Genomic DNA, 17180 nt, shown 5'->3' on the forward strand with positions numbered 1-17180 from the left:
CCCCCCAGCAGCGGGTCGGCGTCGCGAGGACCTGGTGAAGGGCAATAGCTCAATTGGTAGAGCACCGGTCTCCAAAACCGGCGGTTGGGGGTTCGAGTCCCTCTTGCCCTGCGTGACCGGGAGGCAGCCTGCCCCCGGCAGACCCAGACCAGCGACAGGAAGGTGAGCCGTGGCCGACTCCGCCCGCGACACCGACGGCGTCGCCCGCAGCCAGCCCGGCGCCGGGCAGGGTGGCCGTCCGGCGACCTTCGTCGAGCAGGTCATGGCCGAGCTGCGCAAGGTCGTCCAGCCCACGCGCAACGAGCTCATCACCTACACGATCGTCGTCTTCGTCTTCGTGCTGGTGATGATGGCGTTCGTCTTCGGTCTGGACCAGCTGTTCCAGTGGCTGGTCGGTCTCGTCTTCGGGGCCTGACCGCGAGCAGCATCCGGTGCCGATCGGCGCCGCGACACGACATTGAGGAAGTAGGGCATGTCCGAGCAGACCCCCGACCACGACGAGGTCACCGCCGAGCAGTCCGTCCAGGACGCCGACGTGGAGGCCGCCGAGCGTCACGACGGTGACGACCCGGCCGACCCCGTGGAGGAGGCCGTCTACGGCGAGGACGACGAGGTGGCCTCCGAGGAGCCCGCCGACGCGGAGGAGGTCCTCGAGGCGGTCGACCCGCTGGAGGAGTTCACCTCGGTCCTGCGCGGAAAGTACGGCGACTGGTTCGTCGTCCACTCCTACGCGGGCTACGAGAACCGCGTCAAGCACAACCTGGAGACCCGCATCACCAGCCTCAACATGGAGGACTACATCTTCGAGGTGGAGGTCCCCATGGAGGAGGTGACGGAGATCAAGAACGGCCAGCGCAAGCAGGTGCGCCGCGTGCGGATGCCCGGCTACGTGCTCGTGCGTATGGAGCTGACCGACGAGTCCTGGGGCGCCGTGCGGCACACCCCCGGGGTCACCGGTTTCGTGGGCAACGCCCACCAGCCGGTGCCGCTGAGCATCGACGAGGTCGTCAGCATGCTGGCCCCCAAGTTCGACACCCCGACCCCGGCGCCCAGCGCCGCGGGCGGCGGCGACGCGACCGCGGACGACGGCTTCAGCCGTCCGGCCCAGCCGCACGTCGACTTCGAGGTCGGCGAGTCGGTCACCGTCATGGAGGGGCCGTTCGAGACGCTGCCCGCCACGATCTCCGAGATCCTGCCCGAGAGCAACAAGCTCAAGGTGCTGGTCTCGATCTTCGGCCGCGAGACCCCCGTCGAGCTGTCGTTCAACCAGGTCGCCAAGATCTGATCCCCCGGGGGCTCCGCCCCCCGTCGTCACCGTCCGGTGCACGGCATGCAACCGGGTCATCGCCCAGGGCGTCGGCCCACGATCCAAGGAGAGCACCATGCCCCCCAAGAAGAAGGTCAGCGGCTTCATCAAGCTGCAGATCCAGGCCGGCGCCGCCACCCCGGCCCCGCCCGTCGGCCCCGCGCTGGGCCAGCACGGCGTCAACATCATGGAGTTCGTCAAGGCGTACAACGCCGCGACGGAGTCCCAGCGTGGCAATGTCATCCCGGTCGAGATCACGGTCTACGAGGACCGCTCGTTCACCTTCATCACCAAGACCCCGCCGGCCGCCGAGCTCATCAAGAAGGCCGCGGGCGTCGGCAAGGGCTCGGGCGAGCCGCACAAGACCAAGGTCGGCACGCTGAACGACGCGCAGCTCACCGAGATCGCCGAGATGAAGATGGCCGACCTCAACGCCAACGACCTGGACATGGCCAAGCGCATCATCGCCGGCACCGCCCGGTCGATGGGCATCACCACCAGCTGAACCCCCCCGGGGCGTGCCGTCCCGCCCGACCGGCGGACGGCATACCCCGAACCCTGTGGCAGGGCCCGCTTCGGCCCGTCCGACCACAGCTCCACCATCACCACGAGGAGTCACACATGAAGCGCAGCAAGGCCTACCGCGCCTCCGCGGAGAAGCTCGGCGAGGGGTCGGTCTACACCCCCCGCGAGGCGATCCGCCTGGCCAAGGAGACCAGCACCACGAAGTACGACGCGACCGTCGAGGTCGCCCTGCGCCTGGGCGTCGACCCGCGCAAGGCCGACCAGCTCGTCCGCGGCACCGTCAACCTGCCCGGCGGCACCGGCAAGACCGCCCGCGTGCTCGTCTTCGCCAACGGCGACAAGGCGCAGGCCGCCCTGGACGCGGGCGCGGACTACGTCGGCTCGGACGACATGATCGAGCGGGTCTCCGGCGGCTGGACGGACTTCGACGCCGTCGTCGCCACCCCGGACCTCATGGGCAAGGTCGGCCGGCTGGGCAAGGTGCTCGGCCCCCGCGGGCTCATGCCGAACCCCAAGACCGGCACCGTCACGATGGACACCGCCAAGGCCGTGTCCGACATCAAGGGCGGCAAGATCGAGTTCCGCGTGGACAAGCACAGCAACCTCCACTTCATCATCGGCAAGACCTCCTTCGACGAGGCCACCCTCGCGGAGAACTACGCCGTGGCGATCGAGGAGATCCTGCGCCTGAAGCCGACCAGCTCCAAGGGTCGCTACGTCACCAAGGCGACCATGTCGACCACGATGGGCCCGGGCATCCCCATGGACCCCGCGCGCGTCGCGAGCGTCCTGGAGACCGCACCGGCCGAGTGAGGCCCGCCTGAGCGGCCACGGCCCACCCGCCGTCGACGACGCCCCCGGGAGCACCTCGAGTGCTCCGGGGGCGTCGTCGCGTCGGTCGCCTCATGCGTCCCGTCCATTGCCTCATGCGTACGGGCGGGCGCCGTCCCGTCGGCCTCACCACTCACGGGGGTCTCACGGTGCGGGGATGTGACCATCTGCCGGGGAAGTAACCCCGGCAGGGGGCACTGTCCCCGCAGGGTGTGGCCTCTGTGACCCGTGGGGCGGCCGGGGTGGCGGGGGCCTGCGGGCCCGTGCGGCTGCTCAGCCCCGGGACCCCTTCGGCTGCTCAGCCCCGGGACACCTCGGGCAGCCGCCAGGAGACGGCGGCCCCGACCAGCCCCAGCGCCGCCAGGAAGACCAGCGCCGGGACGGCGCCGAGCGTGGCCAGGGCGGCGCTCACCGCACCCGTGAGGAGCAGGACGACGCCCATCGCGGTGTTGGAGACGGCCACGTAGCGGGTGCGCCGGTCGCCCTCGGCGAGGTCCACGACATACGTCTTGCGGGCCACCCGCACGCCCACGTGCACGAGGCTCAGCACGAGGTATGCCGTGACCAGCACCGCGAGCAGCGCCCCCGGGCGCCCCGGCAGCGCCAGGACGGCCACGACCGCGAGGAGCACGACGACCGAGGCGACGAGCGCGCCGAGCACCATGACGAGCCGGCTGGACCGGTCGGCCAGCGACCCGAAGACCCTCCCGCCGACCACCGAGGCGACGCCCTGCGCGATGACGAACGACCCGAGCCCGCCGAGCAGCGCGGCGACCGTGCCCTGGCCGCCCGACCGGCCCGCGTCGACCGCCAGGGTCACGAGGAAGGGCGGCGCGAGCGCCGACACCAGGAGCAGCCCCCGGGCCAGGACGAACCGGCGGAACCCGGCGTCGTCCCGCAGGAGGCCGACCGTGTCGGTCCACCAGTGCTGGCGCTCCTCCTCGGGCTCCTGGGGCTCCTCGGGGATCCCCGCGTAGACCAGGACCGCGAGCGCCCATATCAGCGCCGCACCGAGCAGGAAGGCCGCCAGCGCCGGCGCGTCCAGGCCGGGCCCGAGCAGCTGCAGGGCCACCCCGATGACCAGGGCCGCCACCCCCGACACCATGGTCGCGGCCCCGGTCACCTGGCCGCGCTGCCCCTTCGGCACCGTCCGGCCCTGCACGTCCTTGGCCGCCATCGAGCACAGGCAGCGCGCGAGGGCGAAGACCGCGAGCGCCGCGAGGACGGCGGCCCCCGCCACCCACCCGTCGAGCGCCAGGGCCGCTGCCGCCATGGCCGCCGTCGCCCCGGCCTGGCCGGCCGCACCGAGCATCCACACCCGGGTGCGGCGCGGGCGGGCCACCACCCACGGCGTCAGCGCGGCCTGCGGCAGCATCGACCCGGCCTCGCGCACGGGCACCAGCAGCCCCACCAGCGCGGCGGGCGCGCCGACGAGGGTGAGCAACCAGGGGAGGACCGTCTTGGCGTTGACGACCTGGTCGCCGATGCTCTGCAGGGCGTTGGCACCGATGAGCCGCAGCCCGCCACGGCTCACCCGGTCGCTCCCGCCGAAGTCGCTCTCGGCCTGCGGATCCTCGCTGACGAACCGGTGGTACCACCGCGCCCGTGTCGACTGCTCGCTCACCGGCCCCATGATGCCGGGCGGCCCGACCGCACCGGAGACCGGCACCGGGATTTGGGCCACCCCCGGGTATGCCGTACCCTGAGGACATACCCAAGACCGCCGGTTGTCGGCGTGCCCGGGTCCGGCGCGAGTCGGGTCGGGCGGCGTCGGCCGAAGGTTCCGACCACTGTCGGGGCGACCAGCGTAGGTGTACCGAGCACGAGCCGTCCGACTGTCGTCGACGAGCGTCCTGCGAGCCCCGGTGCGCCTGCGCCGGGGCTCTCGTCATGCCGGGCCCGGGGGTATCCGGCACCATCACGTGATAGGAGGCCAGAATGGCGACACCCGAGAAGGTTGCTGCCATCGCCGAGCTGACGGAGAAGTTCCGCAGCTCCGGTGGGGCCGTGCTCACGGAGTACCGCGGGCTGCGGGTGAGCCAGATCACCGAGCTCCGTGCCTCCGTGCGAGAGCACGCCACCTACGCCGTGGTGAAGAACACGCTCACCAAGCGTGCTGCTGCCGAGGCCGGCATCGAGGGCCTCGACGAGCACCTTCAGGGCCCCACGGCCATCGCCTTCGTCACCGGTGACCCGGTCGAGGCGGCCAAGGGTCTGCGTGACTTCGCCAAGGCCAACCCGGCCCTGGTCATCAAGGGTGGGGTGCTCGACGGCAGGCCGTTGACCCCCGCCGAGATCACCACGCTCGCGGACCTGGAGTCCCGCGAGGTCCTGCTGGCCAAGCTGGCAGGTGCCATGAAGGGCAACCTGTCCAAGGCTGCCGGCCTGTTCGCCGCTCCGCTGTCCTCGACCGCCCGGGTCGTCGACGCGCTGCGCGCGAAGGTCGAGGAGCAGGGCGGACCCCTCTCCGGGGCGACGTCGGCGGCTGCCGACGAGACCCCGTCGGCGGATTCCGCCGACACCACCGCACCGGCAGAGGCCGAGGCGGGCACCGACGTCGCCGAGGGTGGCGACGAGGGCTGAGCGTGCCGGCCCCCGGGCCGCGCGAGCAGCGCATCCACACAACGCCACTCACGGCATACAACAGGAAGGAACGCCCATCATGGCGAAGCTGAGCACCGAGGAGCTCCTTGACCAGTTCAAGGAGATGACCCTCATCGAGCTGTCCGAGTTCGTCAAGGCCTTCGAGGACACCTTCGAGGTCACCGCCGCCGCCCCGGTCGCCGTGGCTGCCGCCGGTGCCCCCGCCGGTGGTGCCGGCGAGGCCGCCGCCGCCGAGGAGCAGGACGAGTTCGACGTCGTCCTCGAGGCCGCCGGTGACAAGAAGATCCAGGTCATCAAGGAGGTCCGTGCGCTGACCTCCCTCGGCCTGAAGGAGGCCAAGGACCTGGTCGACGGTGCGCCGAAGCCGGTCCTGGAGAAGGTCGACAAGGAGGCCGCCGAGAAGGCCAAGGAGCAGCTCGAGGGCGCCGGCGCGACCGTCACCCTCAAGTGAGCCCGTCGGTGGGGGCACGGCGTATGCCGTGACTGCCCACCGGCACCTCTCACCTCCGCCGCGGGCGGGGTCGGGGCACCCTCGGGTGCCCGGCCCCGCCCGCGGTGCGTCCGGGCGGTCGCCGGCCGGCGGACACGCGGGGGAGCGGTCGTGCTTGACGGGCGGGGGGCCCAGGGAGCACCATCGTCGGACGTATCCGCCGGTGGCGGAGGTCGGGATCCACCAGGGGCGCGCCCGCCCCTGAGCCGACGTCCGGTGCCGCGGCCGTCCCCGTCGTCCAGGGTTGGACGTCGGGCCATGCGGCGTGTAGGATGATTCTTTGCGCTGCCCTTCACCTGCCCTCGATCCCGCTGAAGAGATCGGTGCGCGCCCCGGCCGGTCCGCCGAGGCGCTGGACACCGTCTCCTCGCGCTGCATCCGAGAACAGGTCGGGCGGCGCCTGACCGCCGCACACATTTAGGCCCGTGGAAGGACCATCCTTGGCTGCCTCGCGCACTGCGAAGAAGACTGTGTCCACCGCTCAGACGCCCTCCGGACGACTGAGCTTCGCCAAGATCAGGGAGCCCCTCGAGGTCCCGGATCTCTTGGCGCTCCAGACCGAGAGCTTCGACTGGCTCCTCGGCAACGAGTCCTGGCAGGCGCGGGTCGCCGCTGCTCAGGCCGAGGGGCGCGACGACATCCCCACCACCTCCGGTCTGGAGGAGATCTTCGAGGAGATCTCGCCGATCGAGGACTTCTCCGGCTCCATGTCGCTGAGCTTCCGCGACCACCGGTTCGAGGAGCAGAAGTACTCCGTCGAGGAGTGCCAGGAGAAGGACATGACCTACTCCGCCCCGCTGTTCGTCACGGCGGAGTTCATCAACAACTCCACCGGCGAGATCAAGAGCCAGACCGTGTTCATGGGTGACTTCCCGCTCATGACGCCGCGCGGCACCTTCATCGTCAACGGCACCGAGCGGGTCGTGGTGTCCCAGCTCGTGCGCAGCCCGGGCGTCTACTTCGAGCGCAGCCTCGACAAGACCTCGGACAAGGACATCTACTCCGCCAAGGTCATCCCCAGCCGCGGTGCCTGGCTGGAGTTCGAGATCGACAAGCGCGACCAGGTCGGCGTCCGCGTGGACCGCAAGCGCAAGCAGAGCGTCACCGTCCTGCTCAAGGCCCTCGGCTGGACCACGGACCAGATCCTCGAGGAGTTCGGCGACTACGAGTCGATCCGGCTCACCCTGGAGAAGGACCACACCACCGACCAGGACGAGGCGCTGCTGGACATCTACCGCAAGCTGCGTCCGGGCGAGCCCCCGACGCGCGACGCGGCCGAGACGCTGCTCAACAACCTCTACTTCAACCCCAAGCGCTACGACCTTGCCAAGGTCGGCCGCTACAAGGTCAACAAGAAGCTGGGGCTGCAGGCGCCGCTCGGCGAGTCCGTGCTCGGCATCGACGACATCGTCGCGACGATCAAGTACCTCGTCGCGCTGCACGCCGGCGAGCAGGCCGTGACCAGCCCGAGCGGCGAGGTCCCGGCCGAGGTCGACGACATCGACCACTTCGGCAACCGCCGCCTGCGCAGCGTCGGCGAGCTCATCCAGAACCAGGTGCGCACCGGCCTGTCCCGGATGGAGCGGGTCGTCCGCGAGCGGATGACCACCCAGGACGTCGAGGCGATCACGCCGCAGACGCTCATCAACATCCGGCCGGTCGTCGCCTCCATCAAGGAGTTCTTCGGCACCAGCCAGCTGTCGCAGTTCATGGACCAGAACAACCCGCTCTCCGGGCTGACGCACAAGCGTCGTCTGTCCGCGCTGGGCCCGGGTGGTCTGTCCCGTGACCGGGCCGGCATGGAGGTGCGCGACGTGCACCCCAGCCACTACGGCCGCATGTGCCCGATCGAGACCCCTGAGGGTCCCAACATCGGTCTCATCGGCTCGCTGGCGTCCTACGGCCGGATCAACCCGTTCGGCTTCGTCGAGACCCCCTACCGGCGGGTCCGCGACGGCAAGGTCACCGACGTCGTCGACTACCTGTCGGCCGGCGAGGAGGACCGGTTCGTCATCGCCCAGGCCAACGCCAAGCTGGACGACGACGGCACCTTCCTCGACGAGCGCGTCCTGGTCCGGGCCCGTGAGGGCGAGGCCGTCGACGTGCCCGCCTCCGACGTGGACTACATGGACGTCTCGGCGCGCCAGATGGTGTCCGCGGCGACCGCGATGATCCCGTTCCTCGAGCACGACGACGCCAACCGCGCGCTCATGGGCGCCAACATGCAGCGTCAGGCGGTGCCGCTGGTGCGCGCCGAGGCGCCGCTCGTGGGCACCGGTATGGAGCACCGCGCCGCGCTGGACTCCGGTGACGTCGTGCGCGCCGCCAAGGCGGGCGCGGTCCAGGAGGTCTCCGCCGACCTGGTGACCGTCGCCAACGACGACGGGACCTACCAGTCCTACAAGATCAACAAGTTCACCCGCTCCAACCAGGGCAACTGCTACAACCAGCAGGTCCGGGTCGACGTGGGCGACCACGTCGAGGCGGGGCAGCTGCTGGCCGACGGTCCCGCGACCGACGGTGGCGAGATGGCGCTGGGCCGCAACCTGCTCGTGGCGTTCATGCCGTGGGAGGGCTACAACTACGAGGACGCGATCATCCTCTCCCAGCGGCTGGTCCAGGACGACGTGCTCTCCTCGATCCACATCGAGGAGCACGAGATCGACGCCCGCGACACCAAGCTGGGTCCGGAGGAGATCACCCGGGACATCCCGAACGTCTCCGACGACGTCCTGGCCGACCTCGACGAGCGCGGCATCATCCGGATCGGCGCCGAGGTCCGCGACGGCGACCTGCTCGTCGGCAAGGTCACGCCCAAGGGTGAGACCGAGCTGACCCCGGAGGAGCGCCTGCTGCGCGCCATCTTCGGCGAGAAGGCCCGTGAGGTCCGGGACACCTCGATGAAGGTGCCGCACGGCGAGACCGGCACGGTCATCGGCGTCAAGGTCTTCGACCGCGAGGAGGGCGACGAGCTTCCTCCGGGCGTCAACCAGCTGGTCCGCGTCTACGTCGCCAACAAGCGCAAGATCACCGACGGCGACAAGCTCGCCGGCCGGCACGGCAACAAGGGCGTCATCTCCAAGATCCTCCCGGTCGAGGACATGCCCTTCCTCGAGGACGGCACGCCGGTCGACGTCGTGCTCAACCCGCTGGGCGTCCCGGGCCGGATGAACATCGGCCAGATCCTGGAGCTGCACCTCGGCTGGGCCGCGGCGCAGGGCTGGGAGATCGCCGGTCAGCCGGAGTGGGCCGAGCTCATCCCCGAGGACGCCCGCAGCGCGCAGCCGCGGACCCGCGTCGCGAGCCCCGTCTTCGACGGTGCGCGCGAGGAGGAGATCGCCGGGCTGCTGGACTCGACGACGCCGACCCGTGACGGCAAGCGGCTCATCGACAACAGCGGCAAGACCAAGCTGTTCGACGGTCGCTCGGGCGAGCCCTTCCCGGAGGAGATCTCGGTCGGCTACATGTACATCCTCAAGCTGCACCACCTCGTGGACGACAAGATCCACGCGCGCAGCACGGGGCCGTACTCGATGATCACCCAGCAGCCGCTCGGTGGTAAGGCCCAGTTCGGTGGCCAGCGCTTCGGTGAGATGGAGGTGTGGGCGCTGGAGGCGTACGGCGCCGCCTACGCCCTGCAGGAGCTCCTGACCATCAAGTCCGACGACGTCACCGGTCGGGTCAAGGTCTACGAGTCCATCGTCAAGGGCGACAACGTCCCCGAGCCCGGCATCCCCGAGTCCTTCAAGGTGCTCATCAAGGAGATGCAGTCGCTGTGCCTGAACGTCGAGGTCCTGTCCTCCGACGGCAGCCAGATCGACCTGCGCGAGTCGGACACCGAGGTGTTCCGGGCCGCCGAGGAGCTCGGGATCGACCTGAGCCGCCGCGAGCCCAGCTCGGTCGAGGAGGTGTGACGGCGCGCAGCGCCTTGTCACACCTGTGTCGAGACCGGCGGGCGCAGCCCGTCCGCGTCTGTCGGGCGGGCGTAGCCCGCGGTCTATGAACGTGAGATTTCTGCATACGAGAGAAGGAAGCACGAAGTGCTAGACGTCAACTTCTTCGACGAGTTGCGCATCGGCCTGGCGACGGCCGAGGACATCAGGACCTGGAGCCACGGCGAGGTCAAGAAGCCCGAGACCATCAACTACCGCACCCTCAAGCCCGAGAAGGACGGCCTCTTCTGCGAGAAGATCTTCGGCCCGACCCGGGACTGGGAGTGCTACTGCGGCAAGTACAAGCGGGTGCGCTTCAAGGGCATCATCTGTGAGCGCTGCGGCGTCGAGGTGACCCGTGCGGGCGTGCGCCGCGAGCGGATGGGCCACATCGAGCTCGCCGCCCCGGTCACCCACATCTGGTACTTCAAGGGTGTCCCGAGCCGGCTCGGCTACCTGCTGGACCTGGCTCCCAAGGACCTCGAGAAGGTCATCTACTTCGCGGCCTACATGATCACCACGGTCGACGAGGAGGGGCGCCACCAGGACCTGCCCAGCCTCGAGGCGCAGATCCAGACCGAGAAGAAGGCGATGGAGAACCGTCGCGACTCCGACGTCGAGGAGCGGGCCAAGAAGCTGGAGTCCGACCTCGCCGAGCTCGAGGCCGAGGGCGCCAAGTCCGACGCCAAGCGCAAGGTCAAGGACGGCGCCGAGCGGGAGATGAACCAGATCCGTCGGCGCGCCGACGCCCAGGTCGAGCGTCTGGAGCAGGTCTGGGACCGCTTCAAGAACCTCAAGGTCCAGGACCTGGAGGGCGACGAGATCCTCTACCGCGAGATGCGTGACCGCTTCGGCATGTACTTCGAGGGAGGCATGGGTGCGGCCGCGCTGCAGAAGCGGCTGGAGAGCTTCGACCTCGACGCCGAGGCGCAGTCGCTGCGCGAGACCATCGCGACCGGCAAGGGGCAGCGCAAGACCCGGGCCATCAAGCGGCTCAAGGTCGTCACCAGCTTCCTGCAGACCAAGAACGAGCCGGCCGGCATGGTGCTGGACTGCGTCCCGGTCATCCCGCCGGACCTGCGCCCCATGGTCCAGCTGGACGGTGGCCGCTTCGCGACCTCCGACCTCAACGACCTCTACCGCCGCGTCATCAACCGCAACAACCGCCTCAAGCGGCTGCTGGACCTGGGCGCGCCGGAGATCATCGTCAACAACGAGAAGCGCATGCTGCAGGAGGCCGTCGACAGCCTCTTCGACAACGGCCGCCGCGGACGCGCCGTCACCGGCCCGGGCAACCGGCCGCTGAAGTCGCTGTCCGACATGCTCAAGGGCAAGCAGGGCCGGTTCCGCCAGAACCTGCTGGGCAAGCGCGTCGACTACTCCGGCCGCTCGGTCATCGTCGTCGGCCCGCAGCTGCGGCTGCACCAGTGCGGCCTGCCCAAGCAGATGGCGCTGGAGCTGTTCAAGCCGTTCGTCATGAAGCGGCTGGTCGACCTGGACCACGCGCAGAACATCAAGTCGGCCAAGCGCATGGTCGAGCGGGGACGCAGCGTCGTCTGGGACGTGCTCGAGGAGGTCATCACCGACCACCCCGTGCTGCTCAACCGCGCACCCACCCTGCACCGGCTGGGCATCCAGGCCTTCGAGCCGCAGCTGGTCGAGGGCAAGGCCATCCAGATCCACCCGCTGGTGTGCACCGCCTTCAACGCCGACTTCGACGGTGACCAGATGGCGGTCCACGTGCCGCTGTCCGCGGAGGCCCAGGCCGAGGCCCGGATCCTCATGCTCAGCTCCAACAACATCCTCAAGCCGGCCGACGGCCGTCCGGTGACCATGCCCACCCAGGACATGATCATCGGCCTGTTCCACCTCACCTCGGGGAGCACCCGTGGCGAGGCGGGGTCGGCCTACCTCGTGGACGAGGACGGCACCCAGCACCTGCGCAGCTTCGGCTCGGTCGCGGAGGCCCGCATGGCCTTCGACGCCGGGCAGATCGAGCTGGGCACGGCCATCCGGCTGCGGCTCAACCAGACCGCGCCGCCGGAGGGCTTCGCCCTGCCCGAGGGCGCCCAGGTGAGCGAGGACGGTGTCGTCGACACCTTCGTCATGGAGACCACGCTGGGCCGGGCGCTGTTCAACGACGCCCTGCCGCCCAACTACGCCTACGTCGACGAGGTCGTGGACAAGAAGCGGCTCTCCGGGATCGTCAACGACCTGGCCGAGCGCTACACCAAGGTGCAGGTCGCCGCGAGCCTCGACTCGCTCAAGGACGCCGGCTATCACTGGGCCACCCGCTCGGGCACCACGGTCGCGGTCTCCGACGTGCAGACGCCGGAGCGCAAGACCGAGATCCTGTCCTCCTACGAGGCCAAGGCCGCCAAGGTGCAGCTGCAGTACGAGCGCGGTCTCATCACCGACGACGAGCGTCGCCAGGAGCTCATCGAGATCTGGACCCAGGCCACCAACGAGGTCGCCAAGGAGCTGGAGACCTCGATGCCCAAGGACAACACCATCTACCGGATGGTGACCTCGGGCGCCCGAGGCAACTGGTTCCAGCTGCGGCAGATCGCCGGGATGCGTGGCCTCATGGCCAACCCCAAGGGCGAGATCATCCCGCGTCCGATCAAGTCCAACTTCCGTGAGGGCCTGTCGGTGCTGGAGTTCTTCATCTCCACGCACGGTGCCCGCAAGGGCCTGGCGGACACCGCGCTGCGGACCGCCGACTCGGGCTACCTCACGCGGCGGCTGGTCGACGTGAGCCAGGACGTCATCATCCGGGAGAACGACTGCGGCACCGACCGCGGCTTCGTGATGCCGATCGCGCAGGCCGGCGCCGAGGGCGCGCTGCGCGAGCACGACGACGTCGAGACCGCGGTCTACGCGCGGACCCTCGCCGCGGACGTGGAGGTCGACGGCCAGGTGCTCGCCCAGGCCGGCATCGACCTGGGTGACGTCGTCATCGACACCCTGGTGAACGCCGGCGTCGAGGAGGTCAAGGTCCGTTCGGTCCTGACCTGCGAGTCGCTGGTGGGCACCTGCGCCAAGTGCTACGGACGCAGCCTCGCGACCGGCAAGTTGGTGGACATCGGCGAGGCAGTCGGCATCATCGCCGCCCAGTCCATCGGTGAGCCCGGCACCCAGCTGACGATGCGCACCTTCCACACCGGTGGTGTGGCCGGTGACGACATCACGCAGGGTCTGCCGCGTGTCGTCGAGCTGTTCGAGGCCCGCACGCCCAAGGCGGTCGCCCCGATCGCCGAGGCGACCGGCCGGATCGAGGTCGAGGACACGGACAAGTCGCGCCGGCTCCTCCTCACGCCGGACGACGGCAGCGACGAGCACGCCTACCCGGTGAGCAAGCGGGCCCGCCTGCTGGTCGCCGACGGCGACCACGTCGAGGTCGGCACCCAGCTCGTGGTCGGCGCGATCGACCCCAAGCAGGTCCTGCGCATCCTCGGCCCACGGGCCACCCAGCAGCACCTGGTCGACCAGGTCCAGGGTGTGTACCGCCAGCAGGGTGTGTCGATCCACGACAAGCACATCGAGGTCATCGTGCGGCAGATGCTGCGGCGCGTCACGATCATCGAGGCGGGGGACACCGAGCTGCTGCCCGGCACCCTCTCCGAGCGTGGTCGCTTCGAGACCGAGAACCGTCGGGTCGTCTCCGAGGGTGGGCGCCCGGCCTCGGGCCGTCCGGAGCTCATGGGCATCACCAAGGCCTCGCTGGCGACCGACTCCTGGCTCTCCGCGGCCTCCTTCCAGGAGACCACCCGCGTCCTCACCGAGGCCGCGATGGAGGCCAAGAGCGACCCGCTGCTGGGCCTGAAGGAGAACGTCATCCTCGGCAAGCTGATCCCCGCGGGGACCGGCCTGACGCGGTACCGCAACCTCACGGTGGAGCCCACCGAGGAGGCCAAGGCCGCGGCCTACGCGGTCCCGGACTACGAGGACTTCGACTACGCCGGCACGTTCGGCCAGGGCAGCGGCGAGGCCGTCCGCCTCGACGACGTCCCCATGGACGAGCCGCGCTACTGAGCGCAGGGCCGACCTCGCACACCGCCAGGGGCGGGTATGCCGTGACCCACGGCATACCCGCCCCTGGCGCGTGCGCCTGCTGACGGATTTGTCCCTGCGCCCCCGCTCCCGGTATCCTGGAGAACTGTGTGCAGGCTAGGTCCTGCGCGTACGCGGGCGCCAGGCCCGCACCCACCTCTCGCCGGGCAGTCCGCCCGGGTCTCGCGCGGCGTCCCTGCCGCTCGGTGGTCCGGACGGGAAGTGCAGGGGAGAGCAGCGGTTCCGACACACCCGGGTGCGGGGGTCGAGGAGCGGCGCAACCCAAGGAGCGTGACCCGTGCGGACCCCCGCGCGGCCAGCGAAGACCATCCACGACTGACGGAGCATCAGTGCCTACGATCAACCAGCTTGTCCGCAAGGGCCGGCAGGACAAGGTCAAGAAGACCAACTCCCCGGCCCTCAAGGGCAACCCGCAGCGCCGCGGCGTCTGCACCCGTGTCTACACCACCACCCCCAAGAAGCCGAACTCCGCCCTGCGCAAGGTCGCCCGTGTGCGCCTGACCAGCGGCGTCGAGGTCACGGCCTACATCCCGGGGGTCGGCCACAACCTCCAGGAGCACTCGATCGTGCTCGTCCGCGGCGGCCGGGTGAAGGACCTGCCCGGTGTCCGCTACAAGATCATCCGCGGGTCCCTGGACACCCAGGGCGTCCGGGGCCGCAACCAGGCCCGGTCCCGCTACGGCGCGAAGAAGGAGAAGAAGTAATGCCTCGTAAGGGCCCTGCTCCCAAGCGTCCCCTCATCAACGACCCGGTCTACGGCTCGACCCTGGTGACCCAGCTGGTCAACAAGATCCTCCTGGACGGCAAGAAGGCGACTGCCGAGCGCATCGTCTACGGCGCCCTCGAGGGCTGCCGCGCCAAGACCGGCACCGACCCCGTGCAGACGCTCAAGCGCGCGCTGGACAACGTCAAGCCGGCCCTGGAGGTCAAGTCCCGCCGCGTCGGTGGCGCCACCTACCAGGTGCCGATCGAGGTCAAGCCCGGCCGCAGCACCACGCTGGCCCTGCGCTGGCTCGTGGGCTACTCGCGGCAGCGCCGGGAGAAGACCATGACCGAGCGCCTCATGAACGAGATCCTCGACGCGAGCAACGGCCTGGGCGCCGCGGTGAAGCGTCGCGAGGACACCCACAAGATGGCCGACGCCAACAAGGCGTTCGCCCACTACCGCTGGTGACCTGCGGGTCGGGGCAGGGACGGCGCGCCGGCCGCGCCCCCGCCCCGACCGCGCACCGGCATCGCACTGACCACGAGAGACAACCAGAGAAGAGAGACTGTGGCACTCGACGTCCTCACGGACCTCAACAAGGTCCGCAACATCGGCATCATGGCTCACATCGATGCCGGCAAGACGACGACCACCGAGCGGATCCTGTTCTACACCGGCATCAACTACAAGATCGGTGAGACGCACGACGGCGCGTCGACGATGGACTGGATGGAGCAGGAGCAGGAGCGCGGCATCACGATCACGTCGGCCGCGACGACCTGCTTCTGGAAGGACACCCAGATCAACATCATCGACACCCCGGGGCACGTCGACTTCACCGTCGAGGTGGAGCGCTCCTTGCGCGTCCTCGACGGCGCGGTCGCGGTGTTCGACGGCAAGGAGGGTGTCGAGCCGCAGTCCGAGACCGTGTGGCGCCAGGCCGACAAGTACGACGTCCCGCGCGTGTGCTTCGTCAACAAGATGGACAAGCTCGGTGCCGACTTCTACTTCACCGTGCAGACCATCAAGGACCGCCTGGGCGCGACCCCGCTGGTCGTCCAGCTGCCCATCGGCGCCGAGAGCGACTTCATCGGTGTCATCGACCTCATCAAGATGCGTGCGCTCACGTGGCGCGGCGAGGTCGAGAAGGGCGAGGACTACGCCGTCGAGGAGATCCCCGCGGACCTGCAGGCCCAGGCCGAGGAGTACCGCGAGAAGCTCGTCGAGCAGGTCGCCGAGGCGACCGACGAGCTCATGGAGCGCTACCTCGAGGAGGGTGAGCTGACCGAGGAGGAGCTGGTCGCGGGCATCCGTGCCATGACCGTCACCTCGCAGGCCTACCCGGTCCTGTGCGGCTCGGCGTTCAAGAACAAGGGCGTGCAGCCGATGCTGGACGCGGTCATCTCCTACCTGCCCTCTCCGCTGGACGTCCCGCCGATGATCGGCCACGACCCCGACGACGAGACCGTCGAGCTGACCCGGCGCCCGGACTCCAGCGAGCCGTTCTCCGGTCTGGCCTTCAAGGTCGCGACCCACCCGTTCTTCGGCACCCTGACCTACGTGCGCGTCTACTCGGGCAAGATCGACGCCGGTCAGCCCGTGTACAACGCGACCAAGGGCAAGAAGGAGCGCATCGGCAAGCTGTTCCAGATGCACTCCAACAAGGAGAACCCGGTGGGCTCGGCCTCGGCCGGCCACATCTACGCGATGATCGGCCTCAAGGACACCACCACCGGTGACACGCTCTCCGACATGAACCAGCACATCGTGCTGGAGTCGATGAGCTTCCCGGAGCCGGTCATCCACGTCGCCATCGAGCCCAAGACCAAGGGCGACCAGGAGAAGCTGTCCACCGCGATCCAGAAGCTGGTCCAGGAGGACCCGACCTTCACCGTCCGGCTGGACGAGGAGACCGGTCAGACCGTCATCGGCGGTATGGGCGAGCTGCACCTGGACGTCTTCGTGGACCGCATGAAGCGCGAGTTCAAGGTCGAGGCCAACGTCGGCGCCCCGCAGGTCGCCTACCGCGAGACCATCAAGAAGGCCGTGGAGAAGTACGACTACACCCACAAGAAGCAGACGGGTGGGTCGGGCCAGTTCGCCAAGGTGCAGCTGACCTTCGAGCCGATGGAGACCTCCGAGGGCGAGCTCTACGAGTTCGCCAACTCGGTCACCGGCGGCCGGGTGCCCAAGGAGTACATCCCCTCGGTGGACCAGGGCATCCAGGACGCGATGCAGGTGGGCATCCAGGCCGGCTACCCGGTCGTGGGCATCAAGGCCACCCTGCTGGACGGTGCCTACCACGACGTCGACTCCTCGGAGATGGCGTTCAAGATCGCCGGCTCGATGGCCTTCAAGGAGGCCGCCCGCCGCGCCAACCCGGTGCTGCTCGAGCCCATGATGGCCGTCGAGGTCCGGACCCCGGAGGACTACATGGGGGACGTCATCGGCGACCTCAACTCCCGCCGTGGGCAGATCCAGTCCATGGAGGACATCTCCGGTGCCAAGGTCGTCAAGGCCGTGGTCCCGCTGTCCGAGATGTTCGGGTACGTTGGTGACCTCAGGTCCCGGACCCAGGGTCGTGCCAACTACACGATGCAGTTCGACTCCTACGCCGAGGTTCCCAAGAACGTCGCCGAGGAGATCATCAAGAAGGTCCGCGGCGAGTGAGCCCGTTCACTCCGTCCGCGGAGTGATGGACCGAGCAACACC

The 17180-nt window shown here is 69.4% G+C and carries 12 protein-coding genes and 1 tRNA gene; 12 read left to right on the forward strand and 1 reads right to left on the reverse strand.

Annotated features, from left to right (window positions below; genetic code table 11):
• Positions 1 to 38: 38 nt before the first annotated feature.
• The 5 genes from AVL62_RS05295 (at position 39) to rplA (ending at position 2644) form a co-directional block, all read left to right on the forward strand.
• Positions 39 to 111, forward strand: a tRNA-Trp gene (locus AVL62_RS05295).
• Positions 112 to 169: 58 nt separating this feature from the next.
• Positions 170 to 415 (forward strand): preprotein translocase subunit SecE, encoded by a 246-nt coding sequence (secE, locus tag AVL62_RS17770; RefSeq protein WP_058890619.1) that lies wholly within the window; start codon positions 170 to 172, stop codon positions 413 to 415.
• Between the two features lie 57 nt (positions 416 to 472).
• Positions 473 to 1285, forward strand: a complete 813-nt coding sequence (gene nusG, locus AVL62_RS05305; protein ID WP_058890620.1) for a transcription termination/antitermination protein NusG — start codon at positions 473 to 475, stop codon at positions 1283 to 1285.
• Between the two features lie 97 nt (positions 1286 to 1382).
• A complete protein-coding gene (rplK, locus tag AVL62_RS05310) occupies positions 1383 to 1811 on the forward strand; it encodes a 50S ribosomal protein L11 (protein WP_058890621.1) in 429 nt (142 codons plus the stop codon).
• A 116-nt stretch (positions 1812 to 1927) separates the two neighbouring features.
• Entirely contained in the window at positions 1928 to 2644 is a 717-nt protein-coding gene (gene rplA / locus AVL62_RS05315; RefSeq protein WP_058890622.1) for a 50S ribosomal protein L1, read from the forward strand.
• Between the two features lie 316 nt (positions 2645 to 2960).
• Here the strand turns inward: rplA and AVL62_RS05320 are convergent, their stop codons facing one another.
• Entirely contained in the window at positions 2961 to 4286 is a 1326-nt protein-coding gene (locus AVL62_RS05320; RefSeq protein ID WP_153011675.1) for an MFS transporter, read from the reverse strand.
• Positions 4287 to 4600: 314 nt separating this feature from the next.
• Between AVL62_RS05320 and rplJ the strand changes: the two genes are divergently transcribed.
• From rplJ to fusA, 7 genes are all read left to right on the forward strand, one after another.
• A complete protein-coding gene (gene rplJ / locus AVL62_RS05325) occupies positions 4601 to 5245 on the forward strand; it encodes a 50S ribosomal protein L10 (protein ID WP_058890623.1) in 645 nt (214 codons plus the stop codon).
• A gap of 79 nt (positions 5246 to 5324) precedes the next feature.
• Positions 5325 to 5717 (forward strand): 50S ribosomal protein L7/L12, encoded by a 393-nt coding sequence (gene rplL, locus AVL62_RS05330; RefSeq protein WP_058890624.1) that lies wholly within the window; start codon positions 5325 to 5327, stop codon positions 5715 to 5717.
• A gap of 479 nt (positions 5718 to 6196) precedes the next feature.
• Positions 6197 to 9670 (forward strand): DNA-directed RNA polymerase subunit beta, encoded by a 3474-nt coding sequence (rpoB, locus tag AVL62_RS05335; protein ID WP_058890625.1) that lies wholly within the window; start codon positions 6197 to 6199, stop codon positions 9668 to 9670.
• Between the two features lie 126 nt (positions 9671 to 9796).
• Positions 9797 to 13723 carry a DNA-directed RNA polymerase subunit beta' gene (locus tag AVL62_RS05340; protein ID WP_058890626.1) on the forward strand — a complete coding sequence of 1309 codons (3927 nt, stop codon included), beginning with the start codon at positions 9797 to 9799 and terminating at the stop codon, positions 13721 to 13723.
• 368 nt (positions 13724 to 14091) lie between these two features.
• Positions 14092 to 14466, forward strand: a complete 375-nt coding sequence (rpsL, locus tag AVL62_RS05345) for a 30S ribosomal protein S12 (RefSeq protein ID WP_022925287.1) — start codon at positions 14092 to 14094, stop codon at positions 14464 to 14466.
• Entirely contained in the window at positions 14466 to 14936 is a 471-nt protein-coding gene (gene rpsG / locus AVL62_RS05350; protein WP_058890627.1) for a 30S ribosomal protein S7, read from the forward strand. Before rpsL ends, rpsG begins: the two co-directional genes overlap by 1 nt.
• A gap of 99 nt (positions 14937 to 15035) precedes the next feature.
• On the forward strand, positions 15036 to 17138 hold the full coding sequence (gene fusA, locus AVL62_RS05355) for an elongation factor G (protein ID WP_058890628.1): 2103 nt from the start codon (positions 15036 to 15038) through the stop codon (positions 17136 to 17138).
• Positions 17139 to 17180 lie beyond the last annotated feature (42 nt).

The organism is Serinicoccus chungangensis, assembly GCF_001483745.1.
Lineage (GTDB): Bacteria > Actinomycetota > Actinomycetes > Actinomycetales > Dermatophilaceae > Ornithinicoccus > Ornithinicoccus chungangensis_A.

Bases quoted from the DNA above. Each gene is read 5' to 3' on its own strand.
- rplJ (WP_058890623.1), top strand. From the start codon at position 4,601: ATGGCGACACCCGAGAAGGTTGCTGCCATCGCCGAGCTGACGGAGAAG.
- rplL (WP_058890624.1), top strand. From the start codon at position 5,325: ATGGCGAAGCTGAGCACCGAGGAGCTCCTTGACCAGTTCAAGGAGATG.
- rplA (WP_058890622.1), top strand. From the start codon at position 1,928: ATGAAGCGCAGCAAGGCCTACCGCGCCTCCGCGGAGAAGCTCGGCGAG.
- rplK (WP_058890621.1), top strand. From the start codon at position 1,383: ATGCCCCCCAAGAAGAAGGTCAGCGGCTTCATCAAGCTGCAGATCCAG.
- rpsG (WP_058890627.1), top strand. From the start codon at position 14,466: ATGCCTCGTAAGGGCCCTGCTCCCAAGCGTCCCCTCATCAACGACCCG.
- nusG (WP_058890620.1), top strand. From the start codon at position 473: ATGTCCGAGCAGACCCCCGACCACGACGAGGTCACCGCCGAGCAGTCC.